This window comes from Variovorax sp. efr-133-TYG-130, from assembly GCF_030208835.1.
Lineage (GTDB): Bacteria > Pseudomonadota > Gammaproteobacteria > Burkholderiales > Burkholderiaceae_C > Variovorax.
The window spans coordinates 137018-155351 of the sequence record NZ_JARVTD010000044.1; the positions used below are offsets into that span (position 1 = coordinate 137018).

20 protein-coding genes are annotated in these 18334 nt (G+C 67.3%); 14 read left to right on the forward strand and 6 right to left on the reverse strand.

Going from position 1 to position 18334, the window contains the following annotated elements; all coding sequences use genetic code 11:
• Nucleotides 1-16 precede the first annotated feature (16 nt).
• Together hisA and QRN67_RS31600 are read left to right on the forward strand one after the other, a co-directional pair.
• Nucleotides 17-757, forward strand: coding sequence for a 1-(5-phosphoribosyl)-5-[(5-phosphoribosylamino)methylideneamino]imidazole-4-carboxamide isomerase (hisA, locus tag QRN67_RS31595; protein WP_106935539.1), 741 nt, complete (start codon nucleotides 17-19; stop codon nucleotides 755-757).
• 19 nt (nucleotides 758-776) lie between these two features.
• A complete protein-coding gene (locus QRN67_RS31600; protein ID WP_285414980.1) occupies nucleotides 777-1949 on the forward strand; it encodes an AAA family ATPase in 1173 nt (390 codons plus the stop codon).
• Between the two features lie 21 nt (nucleotides 1950-1970).
• On the opposite strand, the gene QRN67_RS31605 is transcribed toward QRN67_RS31600, so the two are convergent.
• Both QRN67_RS31605 and QRN67_RS31610 read right to left on the reverse strand, forming a co-directional pair.
• Entirely contained in the window at nucleotides 1971-2843 is an 873-nt protein-coding gene (locus QRN67_RS31605; protein WP_234382898.1) for an amino acid ABC transporter substrate-binding protein, read from the reverse strand.
• 26 nt (nucleotides 2844-2869) lie between these two features.
• The gene (locus QRN67_RS31610; RefSeq protein WP_081266440.1) at nucleotides 2870-4177 is read right to left on the reverse strand and encodes a dicarboxylate/amino acid:cation symporter; all 1308 of its coding nucleotides are present in this window, start codon (nucleotides 4175-4177) and stop codon (nucleotides 2870-2872) included.
• Between the two features lie 133 nt (nucleotides 4178-4310).
• On the opposite strand from QRN67_RS31610, the gene QRN67_RS31615 reads away from it, so the two are divergent.
• From QRN67_RS31615 to tatC, 9 genes are all read left to right on the forward strand, one after another.
• Nucleotides 4311-5144 (forward strand): D-hexose-6-phosphate mutarotase, encoded by an 834-nt coding sequence (locus QRN67_RS31615; protein WP_106935535.1) that lies wholly within the window; start codon nucleotides 4311-4313, stop codon nucleotides 5142-5144.
• Between the two features lie 19 nt (nucleotides 5145-5163).
• Nucleotides 5164-5943 (forward strand): imidazole glycerol phosphate synthase subunit HisF, encoded by a 780-nt coding sequence (gene hisF / locus QRN67_RS31620; RefSeq protein ID WP_081266438.1) that lies wholly within the window; start codon nucleotides 5164-5166, stop codon nucleotides 5941-5943.
• Between the two features lie 38 nt (nucleotides 5944-5981).
• Entirely contained in the window at nucleotides 5982-6371 is a 390-nt protein-coding gene (hisI, locus tag QRN67_RS31625) for a phosphoribosyl-AMP cyclohydrolase (RefSeq protein ID WP_081266437.1), read from the forward strand.
• Nucleotides 6368-6772, forward strand: a complete 405-nt coding sequence (locus QRN67_RS31630; protein WP_081266436.1) for a phosphoribosyl-ATP diphosphatase — start codon at nucleotides 6368-6370, stop codon at nucleotides 6770-6772. Before hisI ends, QRN67_RS31630 begins: the two co-directional genes overlap by 4 nt.
• The gene (locus tag QRN67_RS31635; RefSeq protein ID WP_081266435.1) at nucleotides 6769-7140 is read left to right on the forward strand and encodes a DUF4870 family protein; all 372 of its coding nucleotides are present in this window, start codon (nucleotides 6769-6771) and stop codon (nucleotides 7138-7140) included. The genes QRN67_RS31630 and QRN67_RS31635 overlap by 4 nt, the downstream gene beginning before the upstream one ends.
• 2 nt (nucleotides 7141-7142) lie before the next feature.
• A complete protein-coding gene (locus tag QRN67_RS31640; protein WP_081266434.1) occupies nucleotides 7143-7502 on the forward strand; it encodes a histidine triad nucleotide-binding protein in 360 nt (119 codons plus the stop codon).
• A 65-nt stretch (nucleotides 7503-7567) separates the two neighbouring features.
• Nucleotides 7568-7813, forward strand: a complete 246-nt coding sequence (gene tatA / locus QRN67_RS31645; RefSeq protein ID WP_285414981.1) for a Sec-independent protein translocase subunit TatA — start codon at nucleotides 7568-7570, stop codon at nucleotides 7811-7813.
• A gap of 13 nt (nucleotides 7814-7826) precedes the next feature.
• Nucleotides 7827-8297, forward strand: coding sequence for a Sec-independent protein translocase protein TatB (gene tatB / locus QRN67_RS31650; RefSeq protein ID WP_081266432.1), 471 nt, complete (start codon nucleotides 7827-7829; stop codon nucleotides 8295-8297).
• A gap of 66 nt (nucleotides 8298-8363) precedes the next feature.
• On the forward strand, nucleotides 8364-9176 hold the full coding sequence (gene tatC / locus QRN67_RS31655) for a twin-arginine translocase subunit TatC (protein WP_081266431.1): 813 nt from the start codon (nucleotides 8364-8366) through the stop codon (nucleotides 9174-9176).
• 139 nt (nucleotides 9177-9315) lie between these two features.
• Here the strand turns inward: tatC and QRN67_RS31660 are convergent, their stop codons facing one another.
• Nucleotides 9316-10470, reverse strand: coding sequence for a S1C family serine protease (locus QRN67_RS31660; RefSeq protein ID WP_285414982.1), 1155 nt, complete (start codon nucleotides 10468-10470; stop codon nucleotides 9316-9318).
• Nucleotides 10471-10766: 296 nt separating this feature from the next.
• On the opposite strand from QRN67_RS31660, the gene QRN67_RS31665 reads away from it, so the two are divergent.
• From QRN67_RS31665 to pdxA, 3 genes are read left to right on the forward strand one after another with little or no spacing between them, the layout of a single operon-like run.
• Nucleotides 10767-12119 (forward strand): MFS transporter, encoded by a 1353-nt coding sequence (locus tag QRN67_RS31665; protein ID WP_285414983.1) that lies wholly within the window; start codon nucleotides 10767-10769, stop codon nucleotides 12117-12119.
• Nucleotides 12116-12889 (forward strand): Nif3-like dinuclear metal center hexameric protein, encoded by a 774-nt coding sequence (locus QRN67_RS31670; protein ID WP_285414984.1) that lies wholly within the window; start codon nucleotides 12116-12118, stop codon nucleotides 12887-12889. Before QRN67_RS31665 ends, QRN67_RS31670 begins: the two co-directional genes overlap by 4 nt.
• Nucleotides 12890-12894: 5 nt before the next feature.
• On the forward strand, nucleotides 12895-13935 hold the full coding sequence (pdxA, locus tag QRN67_RS31675) for a 4-hydroxythreonine-4-phosphate dehydrogenase PdxA (protein ID WP_285414993.1): 1041 nt from the start codon (nucleotides 12895-12897) through the stop codon (nucleotides 13933-13935).
• Here pdxA and mscL read toward each other — a convergent pair.
• The 3 genes from mscL to QRN67_RS31690 all read right to left on the reverse strand — a co-directional run.
• Nucleotides 13922-14353, reverse strand: a complete 432-nt coding sequence (gene mscL, locus QRN67_RS31680; protein WP_081266427.1) for a large conductance mechanosensitive channel protein MscL — start codon at nucleotides 14351-14353, stop codon at nucleotides 13922-13924. The two genes, pdxA and mscL, sit on opposite strands and share 14 nt — an antisense overlap.
• 59 nt (nucleotides 14354-14412) lie before the next feature.
• Complete coding sequence (locus tag QRN67_RS31685; RefSeq protein WP_285414985.1) at nucleotides 14413-16902, reverse strand: tetratricopeptide repeat protein; 2490 nt, start codon at nucleotides 16900-16902, stop codon at nucleotides 14413-14415.
• A 155-nt stretch (nucleotides 16903-17057) separates the two neighbouring features.
• A partial coding sequence (locus QRN67_RS31690; protein ID WP_285414986.1) for a YadA family autotransporter adhesin occupies nucleotides 17058-18334 on the reverse strand: 1277 nt, incomplete at its 5' end.

An 18334-nucleotide genomic window follows, 5' to 3' on the forward strand; every position in this document is an offset into this window, starting at 1 on the left:
CCTGCTGACCGGCACCATGCTCCTCATTCCCGCCATTGATCTCAAAGACGGCCACTGCGTTCGCCTCAAACAGGGCGACATGGACCAGTCCACCATCTTCAGCGAAGACCCCGCTGCCATGGCCCGCAAATGGGTCGAGGCCGGCGCGCGGCGGCTGCACCTGGTCGATCTGAACGGCGCCTTCGCGGGCAAGCCGCAGAACCACGCGGCGATCAAGGCGATCCTGAAAGAAGTGGGCGACGACATCCCGGTGCAGCTCGGCGGCGGCATCCGCGACCTCGACACCATCGAGCGCTACATCGACGACGGCCTGCGCTACGTGATCATCGGCACCGCCGCGGTCAAGAACCCGGGCTTCCTGAAAGACGCCTGCAGCGCCTTCGGCGGCCACATCATCGTGGGCCTGGACGCCAAGGACGGCAAGGTCGCCACCGACGGCTGGAGCAAGCTCACGGGCCACGAGGTGGCCGACCTGGGCAAGAAGTTCGAGGACTACGGCGTCGAGTCGATCATCTACACCGACATCGGCCGCGACGGCATGCTCTCTGGCATCAACATCGAGGCCACCGTCAAGCTGGCGCAGGCGCTGACCATTCCGGTGATCGCCTCTGGCGGCCTGTCGAACATGGCCGACATCGACAAGCTCTGCGCGGTCGAGTCCGACGGCGTCGAGGGCGTGATCTGCGGCCGCGCCATCTATTCGGGCGATCTCGACTTCGCCGCCGCGCAGGCCCGCGCGGACGAACTGGCCGCCTGACGCTTTCGCCGCGCAGCGCGTGCTTTCCGCGCTCGCCATCGCCAATTACCGCTCGCTGCGGCAACTGACGGTGCCGCTGGGCCGGCTCACGGTCGTGACCGGGGCCAATGGCAGCGGCAAGTCGAGCGTGTACCGGGCGATGCGGCTCCTGGCCGACATCGCCAACGGCGGGGTGATCCGCTCGCTGGTGCGCGAAGGCGGGCTGTCTTCCACGCTGTGGGCGGGGCCGGAGCGCTTCTCGGCCGCCATGCTGCGCGGGGAACTGCCGGTGCAGGGCACCACGCGCAGCGAGCCGGTCGCGCTCAAGCTCGGCTTTGCCGGCACCACGGCCGAAGACTTCGGCTACGCCATCGACATCGGCCTGCCGCCGCCGGTGCCGTCGACGGCCTTCTCGCACGACCCTGAAATCAAGCACGAGGCCATCTGGAGCGGCCCGCTGCTGCGGCTGTCGACGCAACTGGTCGACCGCAAGGGCGCGGCGCTGCGCCTGCGCGAAGGCAAGGGCTGGCAGGCCGTCGGCCGGCCGATTCCGGCCTTCGCCAGCATGATGACCGAGCACGCCGACCCGCGCGACGCGCCCGAGATGCTCGCGCTGCGCGAGCAGATGCGCTCCTGGCGCTTCTACGACCACTTCCGCTCCGACGCCGAGGCGCCCGCGCGCCAGCCGCAGCTGGGCACCCGCACGCCGGTGCTGGCCAACGACGGCGCCGACCTGGCCGCGGCGCTGCAGACCGTCCGCGAGATCGGCGACGGCGAAGCGCTCGACCGCGCGGTGGACGACGCTTTTCCGGGTGCCCGCGTGGAGGTGCGCGCGTCCGGCGACCGCTTCGAGACGCTGATGCACCAGCACGGCCTGCTCAGGCCCCTGACGGCCGCCGAGCTGTCCGACGGCACGCTGCGCTACCTGCTGTGGATCGCGGCGCTGCTCACGCCGCGTCCGCCCGCGCTGCTGGTGCTCAACGAGCCCGAGACCAGCCTGCACCCCGACTTGCTTCCAGCCCTCGGCCGGCTCATCGCGCAGGCCGCGCGCGGCTCGCAGGTGATCGTGGTGTCGCACGCCGCGCGGCTGATTGCCGCGCTGGAGGACAGCGACGGCGTGCAGCCCGTGGTGCTGGAGAAACGGTTCGGCGAGACGCGCATCGCCAACCTCGACATGAGCGAGATCCCGCGCTGGGAGTGGCCGGCCCGCTGACGGCGGCCGCCGGGCGAAGGCTTACTCGGCCTTCACCGACATCGTCTGGATGATCGTCTGCAGCTGCGCGCTCATCGGCAGGTCGATGCTTTCCCCGGTCGGCAGCTTGCGCAGGAACCAGCGCTTGTACTGCCGCTCGATCTCGCCGTCTTCCGCCAGCACCTGGAAGGCGTCGACGACGACCTTGTTGAGCTGCGGATCGTCCTTGCGGTACATGATCCCGTAGGGGTCGTAGGAGAGGAAGTCGCCGACCACCTCGTAGCTGGCCCTGGCGGCGTCCTGCGCGATCAGGCCGTAGAGCAGCACGTCGTCGGTCGCGAAGGCATCGGCCTGCCCGCTCTTCACGAGCCCGAACGACTCCGCATGGTCGCGCGCCACCAGCAGGTCGATGCCGAGCTTGAACTTGGCCGACAGGTCGCGCAGCGTCTTCTCGTTGGTGGTGCCGGCCGTCACCGCCACCTTCTTGCCGGCGAGGTCGCGGAACGACTTGATCGGCGAGCCCTTGCGCACCAGCACCTTGGTGCCGGACACGAACATCGTCGGCGAGAAGCTCACGCGCTTCTGGCGTTCGAGGTTGTTGGTGGTCGAGCCGCACTCCAGGTCGACCTGGCCGTTCACGACCGCGTCGATGCGCGAATCAGAGGTGACGGGCACCCACTTGATGGCGAGGCTCTTGTCCACCGCGTCCTCGATGGCGCTCACCAGCGAGCGGCACAGCTCGATTGAATAGCCGATGGGTTCCTTGCGCGTGTTGAGGAACGAGAACGGCACCGACGACTCGCGGTAGCCGATGGCGATGGTGCCGCTGGCGCGTACCTTGGCCAGCGTGCCGGTGAGTTCCTGCGCCTGGGCGGCAACAGCCGCCGCGGCCAGCGCCACGGCCGCAAACAGCATGCCGATGCGTTTCATGGCGTAACGGCTCATGCGTGCGCCGGGTGGGCGAGGGTGGCGCTGGCTTCCTCGTCGAGCGCCTTGGCGTTGATCTCGGCGTCGCTCTCGGAGAGCAGTTCGCCCTCCCACTTGGCGACCACGGCCGTGGCGATGGAATTGCCCACCGCGTTGGTGGCGGAGCGGCCCATGTCGAGGAAGGTGTCCACGCCCAGGATCAGCAGCAGGCCGGCCTCCGGAATGTCGAAATGGTTCAGGGTGGCGGCAATCACCACCAGCGAGGCGCGCGGCACGCCCGCCATGCCCTTGGAGGTGAGCATCAGGATCAGCAGCATCGTGACCTGCGTGCTGATCGGCATGTGGATGTCGTAGGCCTGGGCGATGAACAGCACGGCGAAGGTGCAGTACATCATCGAGCCGTCGAGGTTGAACGAATAGCCCATCGGCATCACGAAGCTGGAGATCTTGCGCTTGACGCCGAAGCGGTCGAGCGCCTGCAGGATCTTCGGATAGGCCGCCTCGGAGCTCGCGGTGGCAAAGGACAGCAGGAAGGCTTCCTTGATGAGCACCAGCAGCTTGAACACCCGAGGGCCCAGGAACAGGAAGCCCGCCAGCGTCAGCACGCCCCACAGCACGAACAGGCCCAGGTAGAAGTCGCCCATGAACACCGCGAACTTCAGCAGGATGCCCAGCCCGTTCACCGCCACCGTGGCGGCCATGGCGGCCAGCACTGCGAGCGGCGCGAGCTTCATGACGTAGCCGGTGATCTTGAGCATGGCGTGCGACAGCTCCTCGATGGCCGCCACCAGCGTCTTTGCCTTGTCGCCCAGCGAGGCGAGCGCCACGCCGAAGAACATCGAGAACACCACGATCTGCAGGATCTCGTTGTTGGCCATGGCCTCGACGAAGGACTTGGGCACCGTGTGGCTCACGAAGTCCTTCAGCGTGAACTTGGAGGTCGCGAGGTTGGCCGAGGCGCCGATGTCGGGCAGCGGCAGGCCCAGGTTCTCGCCGGGCTTGAGCAGGTTGGCCATGACCAGGCCGATCACCAGCGAGACCAGCGACGCGGTCAGGAACCATCCGATGGCCTTGCCGAAGACGCGGCCGACCGACTTGGCGTCACCCATGTGCGCGATGCCCACCACCAGCGTGGAAAACACCAGCGGCCCGATCAGCATCTTGATGAGGCGCAGGAACACGTCCGAGACGATGGAGACGTAGTCGGCAATTTCCTTCGCGGCCTTCTTGTCCGGAAAGCTCGTGAAGATCATGTAGCCCACGAGGATACCGAGCACCATGGCGATCAGGATCCAGGCAGCCATCGGCAGCTTCTTTTTCATGCGTATCCCCTTTTGTCGTGTATGAGTATTTCTTCGGCCACAGGGTATCGAAGAAGCCCCATGGCACGCAATGGCTCCAGGGGCCCAATTCCATGCGGCGGCCTTGCGGCTGGTGCTGCCTACAATTCCTTGCATGGAAATCAGCTCGATCGAGTTTCGCGGCCAGCCCGCCGTATGCGCCCGTGGCGCCGACGGCAGCAGCCTCACCGTGGCGCTGCACGGCGCGCAAGTGCTCTCCTGGATCACGGCCGACGGGGTGGAAAGGCTTTACCTGAGCCCGCGCGCCATATTCGACGGGCAGGCGGCCATCCGCGGCGGCGTGCCGATATGTTGCCCGCAATTCAACCAGCGCGGCATGCTGCCCAAGCATGGTTTCATGCGCAACCTGCCTTGGGAAACCCAGGCCACCGACACACCTGACACTCTCAGGCTGACATTGCGCGACAGCGAAGCCACCCGCAAGCTCTGGCCGCACGCCTTCGAGGCACGGCTCGAAGCCACCCTGGCCGCCGGCAAGCTGCGCCTGGCGCTCACGCTACTCAACACCGACCATGCGCCCTGGACCTTCGCCGCGGCGCTGCACACCTACCTGCGGGTCGACGACATCGCCCAGGTGCGCCTCGAAGGGCTGCAGGGGGCCAACCGCTGGGATTCGCTGCGCGACGACCGCCATGTGGAAACCGCGCCGGCGTTGCATTTCGACGCCGAATTCGACAGCGTGTATGCCGCGCCGCCCAAGCCGCTGCGGCTGGTGCAGCCCGCCGGCACGCTCGAAATCTCTCAAAGCGCCAGTTGCACCGAAACCGTGGTCTGGAACCCCGGTGCCGTGCTAGGTGCGAAACTCGCCGACATGCCCGAAGACGGCTTTCGCCACATGCTCTGCGTCGAGGCTGCCCGCATCGACGAGCCGGTGCTGCTGGCACCCGGCGCCCAATGGCAGGGCTGGCAACAGCTTTGCGTTTCCTGATTCTTTTCCGGTTCACCCCATGCTTGCCAAACGCATCATTCCCTGCCTCGACGTCACCGGCGGCCGTGTCGTCAAGGGCGTCAACTTCCTCGAACTGCGCGACGCCGGCGATCCGGTCGAGATCGCGGCGCGCTACAACGCGCAGGGCGCCGACGAGCTGACCTTCCTGGACATCACCGCCACCAGCGACGGCCGCGACCTGATCCTGCCGATCATCGAAGCCGTGGCCTCGCAGGTCTTCATTCCCCTGACCGTGGGCGGCGGCGTTCGCACCGTGGCCGACGTGCGCCGGCTGCTCAACGCGGGCGCCGACAAGACCAGCTTCAATTCGGCCGCCATCGCCGACCCGAACGTGATCGACGCCGCCTCGCAGAAATACGGCTCGCAGTGCATCGTGGTGGCCATCGACGCCAAGCGACGCACGCCGGAAGAAGCCGCCACGCGCGGCGCCGGCTGGGACGTCTACAGCCACGGCGGGCGCAAGAACACCGGCCTCGACGCCGTCGAGTGGGCCGCCGAGATGGTCCGCCGGGGCGCCGGCGAGATCCTGCTGACCAGCATGGACCGCGACGGCACCAAGAGCGGCTTCGACCTGGCGCTGACCCGTGCGGTGAGCGACGCGGTCGGCGTGCCGGTCATCGCCTCAGGCGGCGTGGGCAGCCTGGACGACCTGGCCGACGGCATCCAGAACGGCGGCGCCGACGCGGTGCTGGCCGCCAGCATCTTCCACTACGGCGAATTCACGGTCGGACAGGCCAAGGCCCGCATGGCGGAGCGCGGAATCCCCGTGCGCAGCTGAGCTTTTGAGGGTCTTTTTCTATCCCCGACAATATCTCCATGAATTGGCTCGATGAAGTGAAGTGGGACGCGAACGGCCTGGTGCCGGTCATCGCACAGGAACAGGGCAGCAACGACGTCCTGATGTTCGCGTGGATGAACCGCGAAGCGCTCGAAAAGACCGCCGAACTGGGCCGCGCGGTGTATTTCAGCCGTTCGCGCAACAAGCTGTGGTTCAAGGGCGAGGAATCGGGCCATGTGCAGACCGTGCACGAGATCCGCCTCGACTGCGACAACGACGTGGTGCTGCTCAAGGTCACCCAGCTCGGCCACGAGCCCGGCATCGCCTGCCACACCGGCCGCCACAGCTGCTTCTTCAGCAAGTACGAAAACGGCAACTGGACCGTGGTCGAACCCGTATTGAAAGACCCGGAGTCGATCTACAAATGACGGCCACCGTGAGCAACGACAACACCTCCGACGCCCTGGCCCGGCTGGCCGCCGTCATCGAGACGCGCCTTCCCGCCCGCGGCGGCGACCCCGAGAAAAGCTATGTCGCGCGCCTGCTGCACAAGGGCCCCGACGCCTTCCTCAAGAAGATCGGCGAGGAAGCCACCGAGGTCGTGATGGCCGCCAAGGACGCCGACCATGGCGGGGATCGCTCGAAAATAGTGAACGAAGTGGCCGACCTTTGGTTCCACACCATGGTGGCGCTGGCGCACTACGGTTTTTCGCCGGCCGACGTGGTCGCGGAGCTGGAACGCCGCGAGGGAACCAGCGGCATCGAGGAAAAAGCCCTGCGCAAGGTGCAGCAGCGCAGCATCGAAGAAAAAGGCGGGGTCTCCGAATGAACGACATCACGACCATCGACGACTTCTCCTCGGGCAAGACGCCCGAGCAGCTCGAGAGCCTGCGCCAGATCACGCTGGCGGTATACGTGCTGTATGCGCTGTCGTGGTTCACCGGCGGCCTCACGGGCATCGTGGGCATCGTGCTGAACTACATCAAGCGCGAGGACGCCGCGGGCACGCTCTACCAGAGCCATTTCACCTGGCAGATCCGCACCTTCTGGTGGGGGCTGTGCTGGTCCATCCTGGGGTTCATCACCATCTGGATCCTGGTCGGCTTCCCCATCCTCTTCGCCACCGCCGTGTGGATGATCTATCGGCTGGTCAAGGGCTGGCTGAACTGGAGCGAACGCAAGCCCATGGCTGTCTGAACATGTCACACGATCCCAACTGCATCTTCTGCAAAATCATCGAGGGCAAGATTCCCTCGCGCAAGGTCTACGAAGACGAAGACCTGTTCGGCTTCCACGACATCGCGCCCTGGGCGCCGGTGCACTTCATGCTGGTGCCCAAGAAGCACATCGCCTCCATGGCCCAGCTGACGCCCGACGACGCGGCCCTCATGGGCAAGATCATGACCCTGGCACCCAGGCTGGCGCTGGAGCAGGGCTGCAAGCCCTATCCGGAAGGCGGCTTCCGGGTCGTGGTCAACACGGGCGCCGAGGGTGGGCAGGAAGTTCACCATCTCCATGTCCATGTCATGGGCGGTCCCCGGCCATGGCTTCGCGGCTGAGCGGCATTAAGCCAAACTGTCACATTACGCCCGACTAAAATCGGACACATTCTTAGGAGTCTTCCATGGGTTCTTTTTCCATCTGGCACTGGCTGATCGTGCTGCTCGTCGTGGTCATGATCTTCGGCACCAAGAAGCTGCGGAACATGGGTTCCGACCTTGGTGGCGCCGTCAAGGGCTTCAAGGACGGCATGAAGGACGGCAGCTCGTCCGATGCCGCCGCCCCGTCGGCCCCGGCCCAGCAAGTGACCGGCCAGCCGGCCAACGGCGACAAGTCGACGATCGACGTCGAAGCGCGCCAGAAGTTCTGAGCACGGTCCGCACGTGCTCGACCTCGGCATTGAGAAGCTGGCGCTGATCGGCGTCGTGGCGCTGATCGTCATCGGCCCGGAGAAGCTGCCGCGCGTGGCCCGTACTGTCGGCACCTTGCTCGGCAAGGCGCAGCGCTACGTCAACGACGTCAAGGCCGAAGTCAACCGCTCGATGGAGCTGGACGAACTGCGCAAGATGAAGACCACCGTGGAGGATGCGGCGCGCGACGTCGAGCACAGCATCCACACCGGTGCGAGCGACTTCGAAAAGCAGTTCTCCGGATCGGGCGAAACCCTCTCGGCGCTGGCCGAACCCGAGCCGCCACCGCCGCCGGAGTACAAGCACCCGCGCAAGAACTGGCGCCTGAAGCAGGGCGCCACGCCGCAGTGGTACAAGGCGCGCAACGGCGTGCGCACCAAGGCGCTGTCGGGCGCGGCGCGCGTTGCGCGCTTCCGTCCGCACACGATCAACAAGATCAACTAGCGCATCCACAACACCGCGTTCTGAGCGCGCCGCACGCCGGCCGACGTCACGCTATCTTCTTTTCCAATGGCCGATTCCGACAACAAGAACATAGACAAAGAAGACGAGCTGGCGGGCACCGAGCAGCCGTTCGTGGCGCATCTGGTCGAGCTTCGCGACCGCCTGCTCTACTGTGTCTACGGGCTCGTGGTCGCCGGCATCCTGCTGGCCATCTGGCCGGGCCCCGGCGGGCTGATCGACCTGATCGCCATGCCGATCAAGGCCCACATGCCGCACGACGCGAAGCTCATCGCCATCGGCGTGTTCTCGCCGTTCTTCGTGCCGCTCAAGGTGCTGATGATGGCGGCCGTGCTGCTGGCGTTGCCCTGGCTCATGTACCAGGCGTGGATGTTCGTGGCGCCGGGCCTCTACAGCCACGAAAAGAAGTTCGCGCTGCCGCTGATCTTCTTCGGCAGCCTGCTGGCCTATGCGGGCATCGCCTTCGTGCAGCTCTTCGTGCTGGACAAGATGTTCAGCTTCATCCAGCGCTTCGCGCCCGCGGCGGTGCAGGCGACGCCCGACATTTCCTCCTACGTGGAGGCCATTCTTTCGCTCTACATCGCGTTCGGCGTCGCCTTCCAGGTGCCGATCGTCGTGATGCTGCTGGTGCGCTTCGAGATGGTCACCATCGAGAAGCTCAAGTCCTTCCGCGGCTACTTCATCGTGGTGGCCTTCGTGGTGGCCGCGGTGCTCACGCCGCCCGACGTGGTGTCGCAGCTGGCCCTGGCGGTGCCCATGTGCCTGCTGTACGAGGTGGGCATCATCGGCGCCAAGTATTTCGCCAGCAGCGGCAAGAAGCAGGAAGACGAAGAAAGCGCCGACTCCGCATCATCCAGCTGATTCCCTGAATGGGATCGCCGCAGGCGATCCCAAAGCCCGGAACACCGAGGAACCGGCTCAGCCGGGCCTCAGGTGTTGCCCCCGGCAGGGGGAAGGCGAAGCGGACACGAAGTGCCGCGCAGCCTGGGGGCGAGCCTATCTACTCATTCGGCACTTGCCGCACCGGGCTCCTCGGCCGCAGGCCCGGCGTCACGTCCAGTTCCATCTTGTCGCTGCCGCGCTGCAGCGCGAAGCGCGAGGTGCTGCCTGGCTTCAGGCCGGCCACCGCGGTCAGCAGCGCCTGCACGTTGTCCGTCTTCTTTTCGCCCACCGACGTGATCACGTCGCCCGGGCGGATGCCGGCCTTGGCCGCCGGGCCGTTCTGCAGCACGCCGGTGATGATCACGCCCGAGTCGGCCTTCACGCCGAAGGTCTCGGCCAGCTCGGGCGAGAGGTCGCTCGGTTCCACGCCGATCCAGCCGCGGCGCACCTGGCCTTCCTTGACGATGCCCTCGAGCACGATCTTGGCCATCGACACCGGAATCGCGAAGCCGATGCCCATGCTGCCGCCCGAGCGCGAGTAGATCGCCGTATTGATGCCCTGCAGGTTGCCGTTGACGTCGATCAGCGCGCCGCCCGAGTTGCCGGGGTTGATGGCCGCGTCGGTCTGGATGAAGTTCTCGAAATTGTTGATGCCGAGCTGGTTGCGGCCCAGCGCCGAGACGATGCCGCTGGTCACGGTCTGGCCCACGCCGAAGGGGTTGCCGATGGCCAGCACCTGGTCGCCCACCTGCAGCGCGTCGGAGTCGCCCAGCACGATCACCGGCAGCTTGTCGAGCTCGATCTTCAGCACGGCCAGGTCGGTGTCGGGGTCGGTGCCGATCACCTTGCCGCGCGCGTGGCGGCTGTCGTTGAGCGTCACCTCGATCTCGTCGGCGCCTTCGACCACGTGGTTGTTGGTGAGGATGTAGCCGTCGGTGCTGACGATCACGCCGCTGCCCAGGCCCACCTGGGGCTGGTCGTCCTGGTCGCCGAAGAAGAAGCGGAACCACGGATCGTTGCTGCGCGGATGGCGCTGGGCCGCCTTGCTGGTGTTGATGCTCACCACCGCCGGCGACGCCTTCTTGGCCGGCGCGGCCAGGCTGCCGGGCGCTGCGATGGCGGCGCTGCCCGTGGGCGCCTGCACGACCGACACCACGCCGCCCAGCGAGGTCGAGCGCTTGTTGAGCCATTCGGGCTTGAGCGTCGCGACGACGAAGTACGCCGCGAGCAGGACGGTCACGGCTTGGGCAAAAAGCAGCCAGGTACGTTTCATGAAGACTTGATGGAAAGACGTTCGAAGAGCGCCATTCCAGGCGCGGCACTGCCTGCGATTGTCCCTCAACGGCACGGCCCATAAACCGCGCCGGGCGGTCGAGATTGGGGCCGGCGGGCTGCGGGAATCCGGGATAACCCTTAGCATCCCGCGTCGGTTCCGATCCGGGCCGTGTTTTCCAGGCCTCCCGCGCTGCCCACCCGGCGGATGCGGCCAGGCGTTTCGTCGGCGCGCCGCCTCCCGTTCCCACCCGGTCTAGCGGACCGGTGCGCGCAGCAACGATTTCTCCGTCAGCCATGACCCCAGAAGCAACCCTCCCGGACGGCGCGCAGCCGGCGCCGGCACGCACGCTCGACTCGAGCGACTACAAGACCCTGGCCCTGTCCGCCCTCGGCGGCACGCTGGAGTTCTACGACTTCGTCATCTACGTCTTCTTCGCCACCGTGCTGGGGGCGCTGTTCTTCCCGGTGGACATGCCCGACTGGCTGCGGCAGCTGCAGACCTTCGGCATCTTCGCGGCCGGCTATCTGGCGCGCCCGGTGGGCGGCATCGTCATTGCGCATTTCGGCGACATCTTCGGCCGCAAGCGCATGTTCACGCTGTCGATCTTCCTGATGGCGGCGCCCACGCTGGTGATCGGCCTGCTGCCGACCTACGCGAGCATCGGCGTGGCGGCGCCGCTGCTGCTGTTGCTGATGCGCGTGCTGCAGGGCGCGGCCATCGGCGGCGAAATGCCCGGCGCCTGGGTGTTCGTGGGCGAGCATGTGCCGGCCAAGCGCTACGGCTTCGGCATCGGCATGCTGACCTCGGGCATCACCGGCGGCATCCTGCTGGGCTCGCTGATCGCGGTGGCCATCAACCGCCACTACTCGCCCGACCAGGTGAGCGACTTCGCCTGGCGCATTCCGTTCGTCCTGGGCGGGGTGTTCGGGCTGGTGTCGGTGTACCTGCGCCGCTTCCTGCACGAGACGCCGGTGTTCAAGGAACTGGCCGGCCGCCGCAGCGTGGCGCGCGAACTGCCGCTGCGCACGGTGCTGCGCGAGCACCGGCTGGCCTGCGTCTACGTGGCGCTGCTGACCTGGGTGCTGTCGGCCGCCATCGTGGTGGTGGTGCTCTACACGCCCACCTACCTGCAGAAGGTGCACCACATCCCGGCCGCGTTGTCGCTCGAGGCCAATGCGCTCGCCACGCTGACCCTGACGCTGGGCTGCATGCTCGCAGGCTGGGCCAGCGACCGCGTCGGTACGCGCACCGTGATGCTCGTCGGCTGGGGCGGCCTGTTCGCCACGGCCTATCTGTTCTACACGGGCCTGCCCGGCACGCCGGCCACGCTGTTCTGGCACTACGGGCTGGTCGGCCTGTTCGTGGGCACCATCGCCACGGTGCCGATCGCGGGTGTGCGCGCGTTCCCGGCGCCGGTGCGGTTCACCGGCCTTTCGTTCGCCTACAACATGTCCTATGCGGTGTTCGGCGGGCTCACGCCGGTGATCCTCACGCTCTGGCTGCAGCACGACACCATGGCGCCGGCGCACTACGTCGCGGTGCTGGCGGCGCTGGGCATCCTGCTCGCGTTCCTGCCGCTTGCCGTGCGCGGCCATGCCATGCGCGACGGCGCGGCGCCCGCGGGGCGCGCGACAATGTCGCGATGAGCACCACCCGCCACGAACTGCTTCACGCATTCGACCTGCTGCTCGCCCCCGGGCGCTTCAAGGATTACGGACCCAACGGCCTGCAGGTCGAGGGGCGCACCGTGGTCCGCAAGATCGTCTCGGGCGTGACCGCCAGCCGCGCGCTGATCGAAGCCGCCATCCGCGCCGAAGCCGACGCCATCTTCGTCCACCACGGCCTGTTCTGGCGCGGCCAGAGCGGCTGCGTCACCGGCTGGATGAAGCAGCGGCTGAGCCTGCTGCTCGGCCACGACACCAGCCTGTTCGCCTATCACCTGCCGCTCGATGCGCACCCGGAGCTGGGCAACAACGCGCAGCTCGGCCTGCAATTGGGGCTCGTCGCGCATCCCGGCGCCACCGGGCGCTTCGGCGAACAGGAGCTGGGTTTCCTGGGCACGCGCGAAAACGCAGAGGGCTTTGCCGATGCCAAGGCGCTCGCGGCCCACGTGGAGGGCGTGCTGAAGCGGCCCGTCACCCTGCTCGATACGGCGCAGCGTCCCATCAAGACCGTTGCCTGGTGCACGGGCGGCGCCCAGGGCTACTTCGAGGCGGCCATCGCGGCCGGTGCCGACGCCTTCATCACCGGCGAGATCTCCGAGCCGCAGGCCCACTACGCGCGCGAGATGGGCGTGGCCTTCCTGGCCTGCGGGCACCACGCCACAGAGCGCTATGGCGCGCAGGCGGTGGCCGGGCACGTGGCCGCGCAACTCGGGCTGGTGCACGAGTTCATCGACATCGACAACCCGGCATGAGCGCAGTGAACGGCCCCATCGCCATCACCCTGGGCGACCCCGCGGGCATCGGCCCGGAGATCATCGCCAAGGCGTTTCGCGAGGCACCCGATGCCACGCGCGGCACTTTCATTGCGGGCGACGTTGGCACGATGCGCCAGGCCTCGCAGGCGCTGGCCGCACCGGGCGAGCCGGCTTGGCCGGTGCTCGAGATCGGCTCGGTCGCCGAGGCCGCCGCCGTGCCGCCGCGCTGCATTCCGGTGCTGCAGGTGATCGCGCCGCCTTCGGGCATCGAGATCGGCCGGGTCAGCGCCGAGGCCGGGCGCGTGGCGGGCGAATGCGTGGTGTGGGCCGCGCGGGCGGCGTTGCGTGGCGAGGTCGCCGCCATCGTGACCGCGCCGCTGCACAAGGAGGCGCTGTCCGCCGCCGGCTTTCCGTATCCCGGCCATACCGAGTTGCTGCAGGCCGAGGCCGCCGCGCACCTGGGCCGCACCGTGGCCGACGTGCCGGTGCGCATGATGCTGGCCAACGACGAGCTGCGCACCGTGCTCGTCAGCATCCATGTGTCGCTGCGACAGGCCATCGAGGCTGTTTGCTTCGAGGGCGTGCTCGAAACGCTGCGCATCACGCACCGGGCGCTGACGCATGCGCTGGGCCGCGTGCCGCGCATCGGCGTGGCGGGCCTCAATCCGCATGCGGGCGAAGGCGGGCTGTTCGGTTCCGAGGAGCGCGAGGTCATCGTGCCGGCCATCGACGCTGCGCGCGCCGAAGGCATCGACGCCCAAGGGCCCTATGCGCCCGACACCGTGTTCATGCGCGCGCGCGCCAAGGGCGGCGTGCCGTCCAGCGGCGAATTCGACGTGGTGATTGCGATGTACCACGACCAGGGCCTGATCCCGGTCAAGTACCTGGGCGTGGAGAAGGGCGTGAACGTGACGCTCGGGCTGCCGCTGGTGCGCACCAGCCCCGATCACGGCACCGCGTTCGACATCGCGGGCACGGGGCAGGCCGATGCGTCCAGCCTCGTCGAGGCATTGCGCATGGCCCGAGCCCTCAGGGGCGTTTAAGGCTGTCGCGGATCTCGCGCAGCAGAATCACGTCTTCAGGGGTTGCGGGCGCGGCGGCCGGTGCCGGCTCTTCGCTGCGCTTCAGGCGGTTGATCTGCTTGACCATCATGAAGATGATGAAGGCCAGGATCACGAAGTTGACCGCGATGGTGATGAAGTTGCCATAGGCCAGCACGGGAACGCCGGCTTTCTTCAGGTCGGCCAGCGTGTTCGCCACGCCGGCCGGCGCGGTGCCCAGCACCACGTAGAGGTTGGAGAAGTCGAGCTTCCCGAACACCAGGCCCACCAGCGGCATGATGATGTCGGCCACGAGCGAATCGACGATCTTGCCGAACGCGCCGCCGATGATCACGCCGACCGCGAGGTCGATCACGTTGCCCTTGACGGCAAATTCCTTGAATTCACTGAGGATGCTCATGATTCAAAAGGCTGCTGGAGCTCTGCTGTTGAAGGAGAGCCGAGTATGCCCGCGATTGCTCACTTCTCCAGCGGGCGCGGCGCAACGTCGACGTGCGCGGCAGGCAACCCTTCACGGTTGCGCGCGGCAATCTGCCTGAAGCCGTCCTCGAGGTGCCGCACGAAGCGCGGCGTGTCGAAATAGCCGCGCCGCGCTTCCTTGGCCGCCTCCAGCCGCGCACGCAGCGCCGCGAGTTCGTCGGGGTGCGTGGCGTAGTGGACCGCCTTGTCCACGTATTCCGCATGATTCGTGGCCACCAGCTCCGGCAGGCCGATGGCGCCCAGCAGGCTGCCCGCCATGCGCGACACCATCGTCGAGCCCGTGAGCGCCAGCAGCGGCACGCCCGACCAAAGCACATCGTTCGCGGTGGCTCCGCTGCTGTAGGGGAAGGTGTCGATGAACAGGTCGGCCAGGCCGATGCGCGCCAGGTGCTGGTCGACCGGCATGCGCGGCGACACGATCAGGCGCTCGGCCGCGAGGCCGGCCTTGTCCCAGTGCGCGCGCAAGTTCTGCTCGAAGCCGTTGGGCCCCTGCGCGAGCCAGAGCACCGAGCCCGGGATGCCCTGCACGATGCGAACCCACGCGTCGAAGGTCTCGGGCTGGATCTTGAAGGACTGCGAGAAATTGCACAGCACGAACGCGTCTTCCGGCAGTCCGTGCGCCGCGCGCGTGGCCTTGTGCGGATTGACGGGCCGCTTCGTGTCGATCACCTGGAAGGTCTCGGGCAGGCGCAGCAGCTTCTCGGTGTAGCAGTCTTCCGTGCCTTGCGGCGAAAGAAAGTTGTCCGACACCAGGTAATCGTAGTTGGTCGAGCCGCTGGTGCCCATGTAGCCGAGCCACATGAGCTGGGCGGGGGCCGTGTGGTAGGCCATGACCTGCGGCTTGGCACCGCGCGTGTCGCCTGAGAGGTCGATCAGGATGTCGATCTCGTCCTCGCGGATGCGCTCGGCCATCTGCTGAATCGACTGGCCGTGCATGTCGACGAAATGCTCCGCCGACGCCGCGATGCGCGCGCGCGCCGGGTGGCCGTCGTCGGGGCCGTAGGAGTACACGAAGATCTCGAATTCCTTGCGGTCGTGCAGGCCGTACAGCTCGGCCGTCAGGTGCGCCACCGGGTGGTTGCGGAAGTCGAAGGAGTAGTAGCCCACGCGGATGCGCGGCGATGTGCGGCGCGCGCCGGCGTCGGCGAAGGGCTTGATGGCCGAGGCCTTCTGGGCCACCGTGGCGGAGCGCCGGGTCCAGTGCATCAGCCGGCGGGCGTCGTCGTAGTTCGACATCAGGATGAAGGACGACACCGCCTGGTCGTTGGTCGGGTTGTCCAGGTGCGAGGCAATGCGCGCGCGCAGTTCGGGCACGCCGTCCCAGTGTGCGATGTGCGCCTTTTCTCCGAGCATCCATACCATGGCGGGCATGAAGGCCGGGTCGTCACGCAGGCATTGCTCGAACTCGGCGATCGCCGCCTCCGACTGGCCGGCCATCACGTAGGTCACGCCGAGGTTGCAACGTGCGAGCACCTGGCGCGGGTGCGCCTCCAGCGCCTTCCTGAGCACTTCGATGGCCTTGTCGTAGTCGCCGAGGCGGAAGTTCACCGTGCCCAGGTTGTTCAGCAGCAGTTCGTTCTCGGGCAGGCTTTCGAGCGCCAGCTTGTAGAGCTCGGCCGATTCGTCGAAGCGCATCGACGCGCCTTCGAGCGTGCCGCAAACGCCATAGAGCGCCGCGATGCCCTCGGGGTCCGACAGCACCTTGTGCCGGTCTTCGGCGGACCAGTTGCGCATGGCGTGCTGCATCGGCGCAATGGCTTCGTCGGCGCGGCCGCCGTCGAGCAGCGCCCTGGCCAGCAGGTACGACGCCTCGAAGTCCAGCGGGTCGGCCGCGGCCTGTGCGAGCGAATCCAGCGCGCCGGACCAGTCTTTTTGATGCGCGCGGATCTTGCCGATGTTCTTGTGCGCGGTGGTGTATTTCGGGTCGAGCTTCAGCGCCTGCATGAACTGCCCGAGCGCCTCGTCGAAGCGGTTCTGCTCCATGTCGATCGCGCCGGCGTTGTTCCATGCGGCAGGCGCCAGCGGTGCGAGCCGCGTGGCCTGCGACGCGGCGTCTCGCGCCTGGCGGAACTTCTTCTGCTGGCGATAGACCGCCGACAGGTTCACGTAGGCCTCGGGGTAGTGGGGCAGCGCCTTGATCGCGCGGCTCAGGTCCTGCTGCGCCTCGGCCAGCAGGCCCAGGTGCATGAAGATGGTTGCGCGCGTGTTGAAGTAGAACGGGTGTTGCGACTGCGCGATGGCGCGGTTCACGTAGTTCAGTGCCAGCCGGGGGCGGCCCTGGCGGTAGAGCGCCTCGCCCGTGAGGTGCAGTGCGTCGGCATGTCCCGGCACGCGGGCGAGCAGGTCGTCATAGACCCGGAGGGCTTCAGCGAAACGGCCTGTGCGATGCAGCGTCAGGCCCTGCTCCAGGAGGCGGCCGGCATCTTCCGCGGACAGGGAGGGCGAAGGGGCGAGTGCAGATGAGTTCATGAGGCCGTGGAAGGAACGGGTCAGGAGGTCAGCCGGGACGCGCCGACCTCGATGCAGATGCAGAAAAGCCGGCTCCCCAGTATAGGGGCCGGCTTTCTTTTTTCATGGCTGGCGCGGGGGAAGCGGACGCCATGCCGCTGCCGCGCCAGGCGCGCTTACCAGGACCAGGAAGCGCCCACGCCGCCGCCGATCTTGCCGCTCTGGCCGGTGCCGACGTTCACCTTGATCTGCGACGACTCGCCGAGGCGGAAGCTGACCGCCGCCGCGATGGCCGAGCGACCGTCGTACGAGCCGACGCCGACCCCCACGCCGAACTGCTTGCCGGCCTCCAGCGCAGGCACCGAGGCCGCCGCCAAGGCGATCGCGGCACCGGTGCTGCCGGTCTTGCGCGCGTCCTGCGTCTCGGCCCGCACCTGGTTCAGCTGCTGCATGTTCGCCGCATCCGTGGGCAGGATGCCGGGCGCCACGTTCTGCACGCGGCCGTTCGCGACCACGCCGTTGCCCGCCGTGACCGTGCCGCCGGCCGTCACGTTGCCCGTCACGTTGACCGTGCCCGCGTTCAACGTCGTGACGTTGCCCGTCACCGCGTTGATCGTGGTGATGTTGCCGGTCTGCGTGTTGAGCACCGTGATGTTGCCGTTGGCCGCGGTGATCGTCTGGAAGTTGCCGTTGGTGGCGTTGACCGTGCCCGCATTCACCGTGCTTGCGTTCACCGTCGTGGCGCTCATCGAGTTGGCGGTCAGTGCGTTGACGGTGGCGCTGGCAGCCGACAGGTTGGTCGTGCTTACGTTGGTGGCGTTCAACGTGTTGATCGTGCCGTTGCTGGCCGTGAGGTTCACCGTGCCCACGCTGGTTGCGTGCACGGTGCCGGCGGTGATGCTGGCGGAGCTCAGCGTGTTGATCGTGCCGTTGCTTGCCGTGAGGTTGGTGGTGCCGACGCTGGTTGCATTCACGGTACCGGCGGTGATGCTGGCCGAGCTGAGCGTGTTGATGGTGCCGTTGCTGGCCGTGAGGTTCACTGTGCCGACGCTGGTCGCGTTGACGGTACCGGCGGTGATGCTGGCCGAGCTGAGCGTGTTGATGGTGCCGTTGCTGGCCGTGAGGTTCACTGTGCCGACGCTGGTTGCGTTGACGGTACCGGCAGTGATGCTGGTGGAGCTGAGCGTGTTGATGGTGCCGTTGCTGGCCGTGAGGTTCACGGTGCCCACGCTGGTTGCGTTGACGGTACCGGCAGTGATGCTGGTGGAACTCAGGGTGTTGATCGTGCCGTTGCTGGCAGTCAGGTCAACGGTGCCGACGCTGGTGGCGCTGACGGTGCCGGCGGTGATGCTGGCGGAGCTCAGCGTGTTGATGGTGCCGTTGCTGGCAGTCAGGTCGACGGTGCCGACGCTGGTTGCGCTGACGGTGCCGGCGGTGATGCTGGCGGAGCTCA

What these genes read in the sequence shown, in the direction of transcription:
- QRN67_RS31640 (WP_081266434.1), top strand. Translation starts at nt 7,143, where the DNA reads ATGTCACACGATCCCAACTGCATCTTCTGCAAAATCATCGAGGGCAAG.
- QRN67_RS31630 (WP_081266436.1), top strand. Translation starts at nt 6,368, where the DNA reads ATGACGGCCACCGTGAGCAACGACAACACCTCCGACGCCCTGGCCCGG.
- QRN67_RS31635 (WP_081266435.1), top strand. Translation starts at nt 6,769, where the DNA reads ATGAACGACATCACGACCATCGACGACTTCTCCTCGGGCAAGACGCCC.
- hisA (WP_106935539.1), top strand. Translation starts at nt 17, where the DNA reads ATGCTCCTCATTCCCGCCATTGATCTCAAAGACGGCCACTGCGTTCGC.
- hisI (WP_081266437.1), top strand. Translation starts at nt 5,982, where the DNA reads ATGAATTGGCTCGATGAAGTGAAGTGGGACGCGAACGGCCTGGTGCCG.
- mscL (WP_081266427.1), bottom strand. Translation starts at nt 14,353, where the DNA reads ATGAGCATCCTCAGTGAATTCAAGGAATTTGCCGTCAAGGGCAACGTG.
- QRN67_RS31605 (WP_234382898.1), bottom strand. Translation starts at nt 2,843, where the DNA reads ATGCTGTTTGCGGCCGTGGCGCTGGCCGCGGCGGCTGTTGCCGCCCAG.
- QRN67_RS31685 (WP_285414985.1), bottom strand. Translation starts at nt 16,902, where the DNA reads ATGAACTCATCTGCACTCGCCCCTTCGCCCTCCCTGTCCGCGGAAGAT.
- QRN67_RS31670 (WP_285414984.1), top strand. Translation starts at nt 12,116, where the DNA reads ATGAGCACCACCCGCCACGAACTGCTTCACGCATTCGACCTGCTGCTC.
- tatA (WP_285414981.1), top strand. Translation starts at nt 7,568, where the DNA reads ATGGGTTCTTTTTCCATCTGGCACTGGCTGATCGTGCTGCTCGTCGTG.
- tatC (WP_081266431.1), top strand. Translation starts at nt 8,364, where the DNA reads ATGGCCGATTCCGACAACAAGAACATAGACAAAGAAGACGAGCTGGCG.
- QRN67_RS31660 (WP_285414982.1), bottom strand. Translation starts at nt 10,470, where the DNA reads ATGAAACGTACCTGGCTGCTTTTTGCCCAAGCCGTGACCGTCCTGCTC.
- QRN67_RS31610 (WP_081266440.1), bottom strand. Translation starts at nt 4,177, where the DNA reads ATGAAAAAGAAGCTGCCGATGGCTGCCTGGATCCTGATCGCCATGGTG.
- QRN67_RS31665 (WP_285414983.1), top strand. Translation starts at nt 10,767, where the DNA reads ATGACCCCAGAAGCAACCCTCCCGGACGGCGCGCAGCCGGCGCCGGCA.
- QRN67_RS31615 (WP_106935535.1), top strand. Translation starts at nt 4,311, where the DNA reads ATGGAAATCAGCTCGATCGAGTTTCGCGGCCAGCCCGCCGTATGCGCC.
- hisF (WP_081266438.1), top strand. Translation starts at nt 5,164, where the DNA reads ATGCTTGCCAAACGCATCATTCCCTGCCTCGACGTCACCGGCGGCCGT.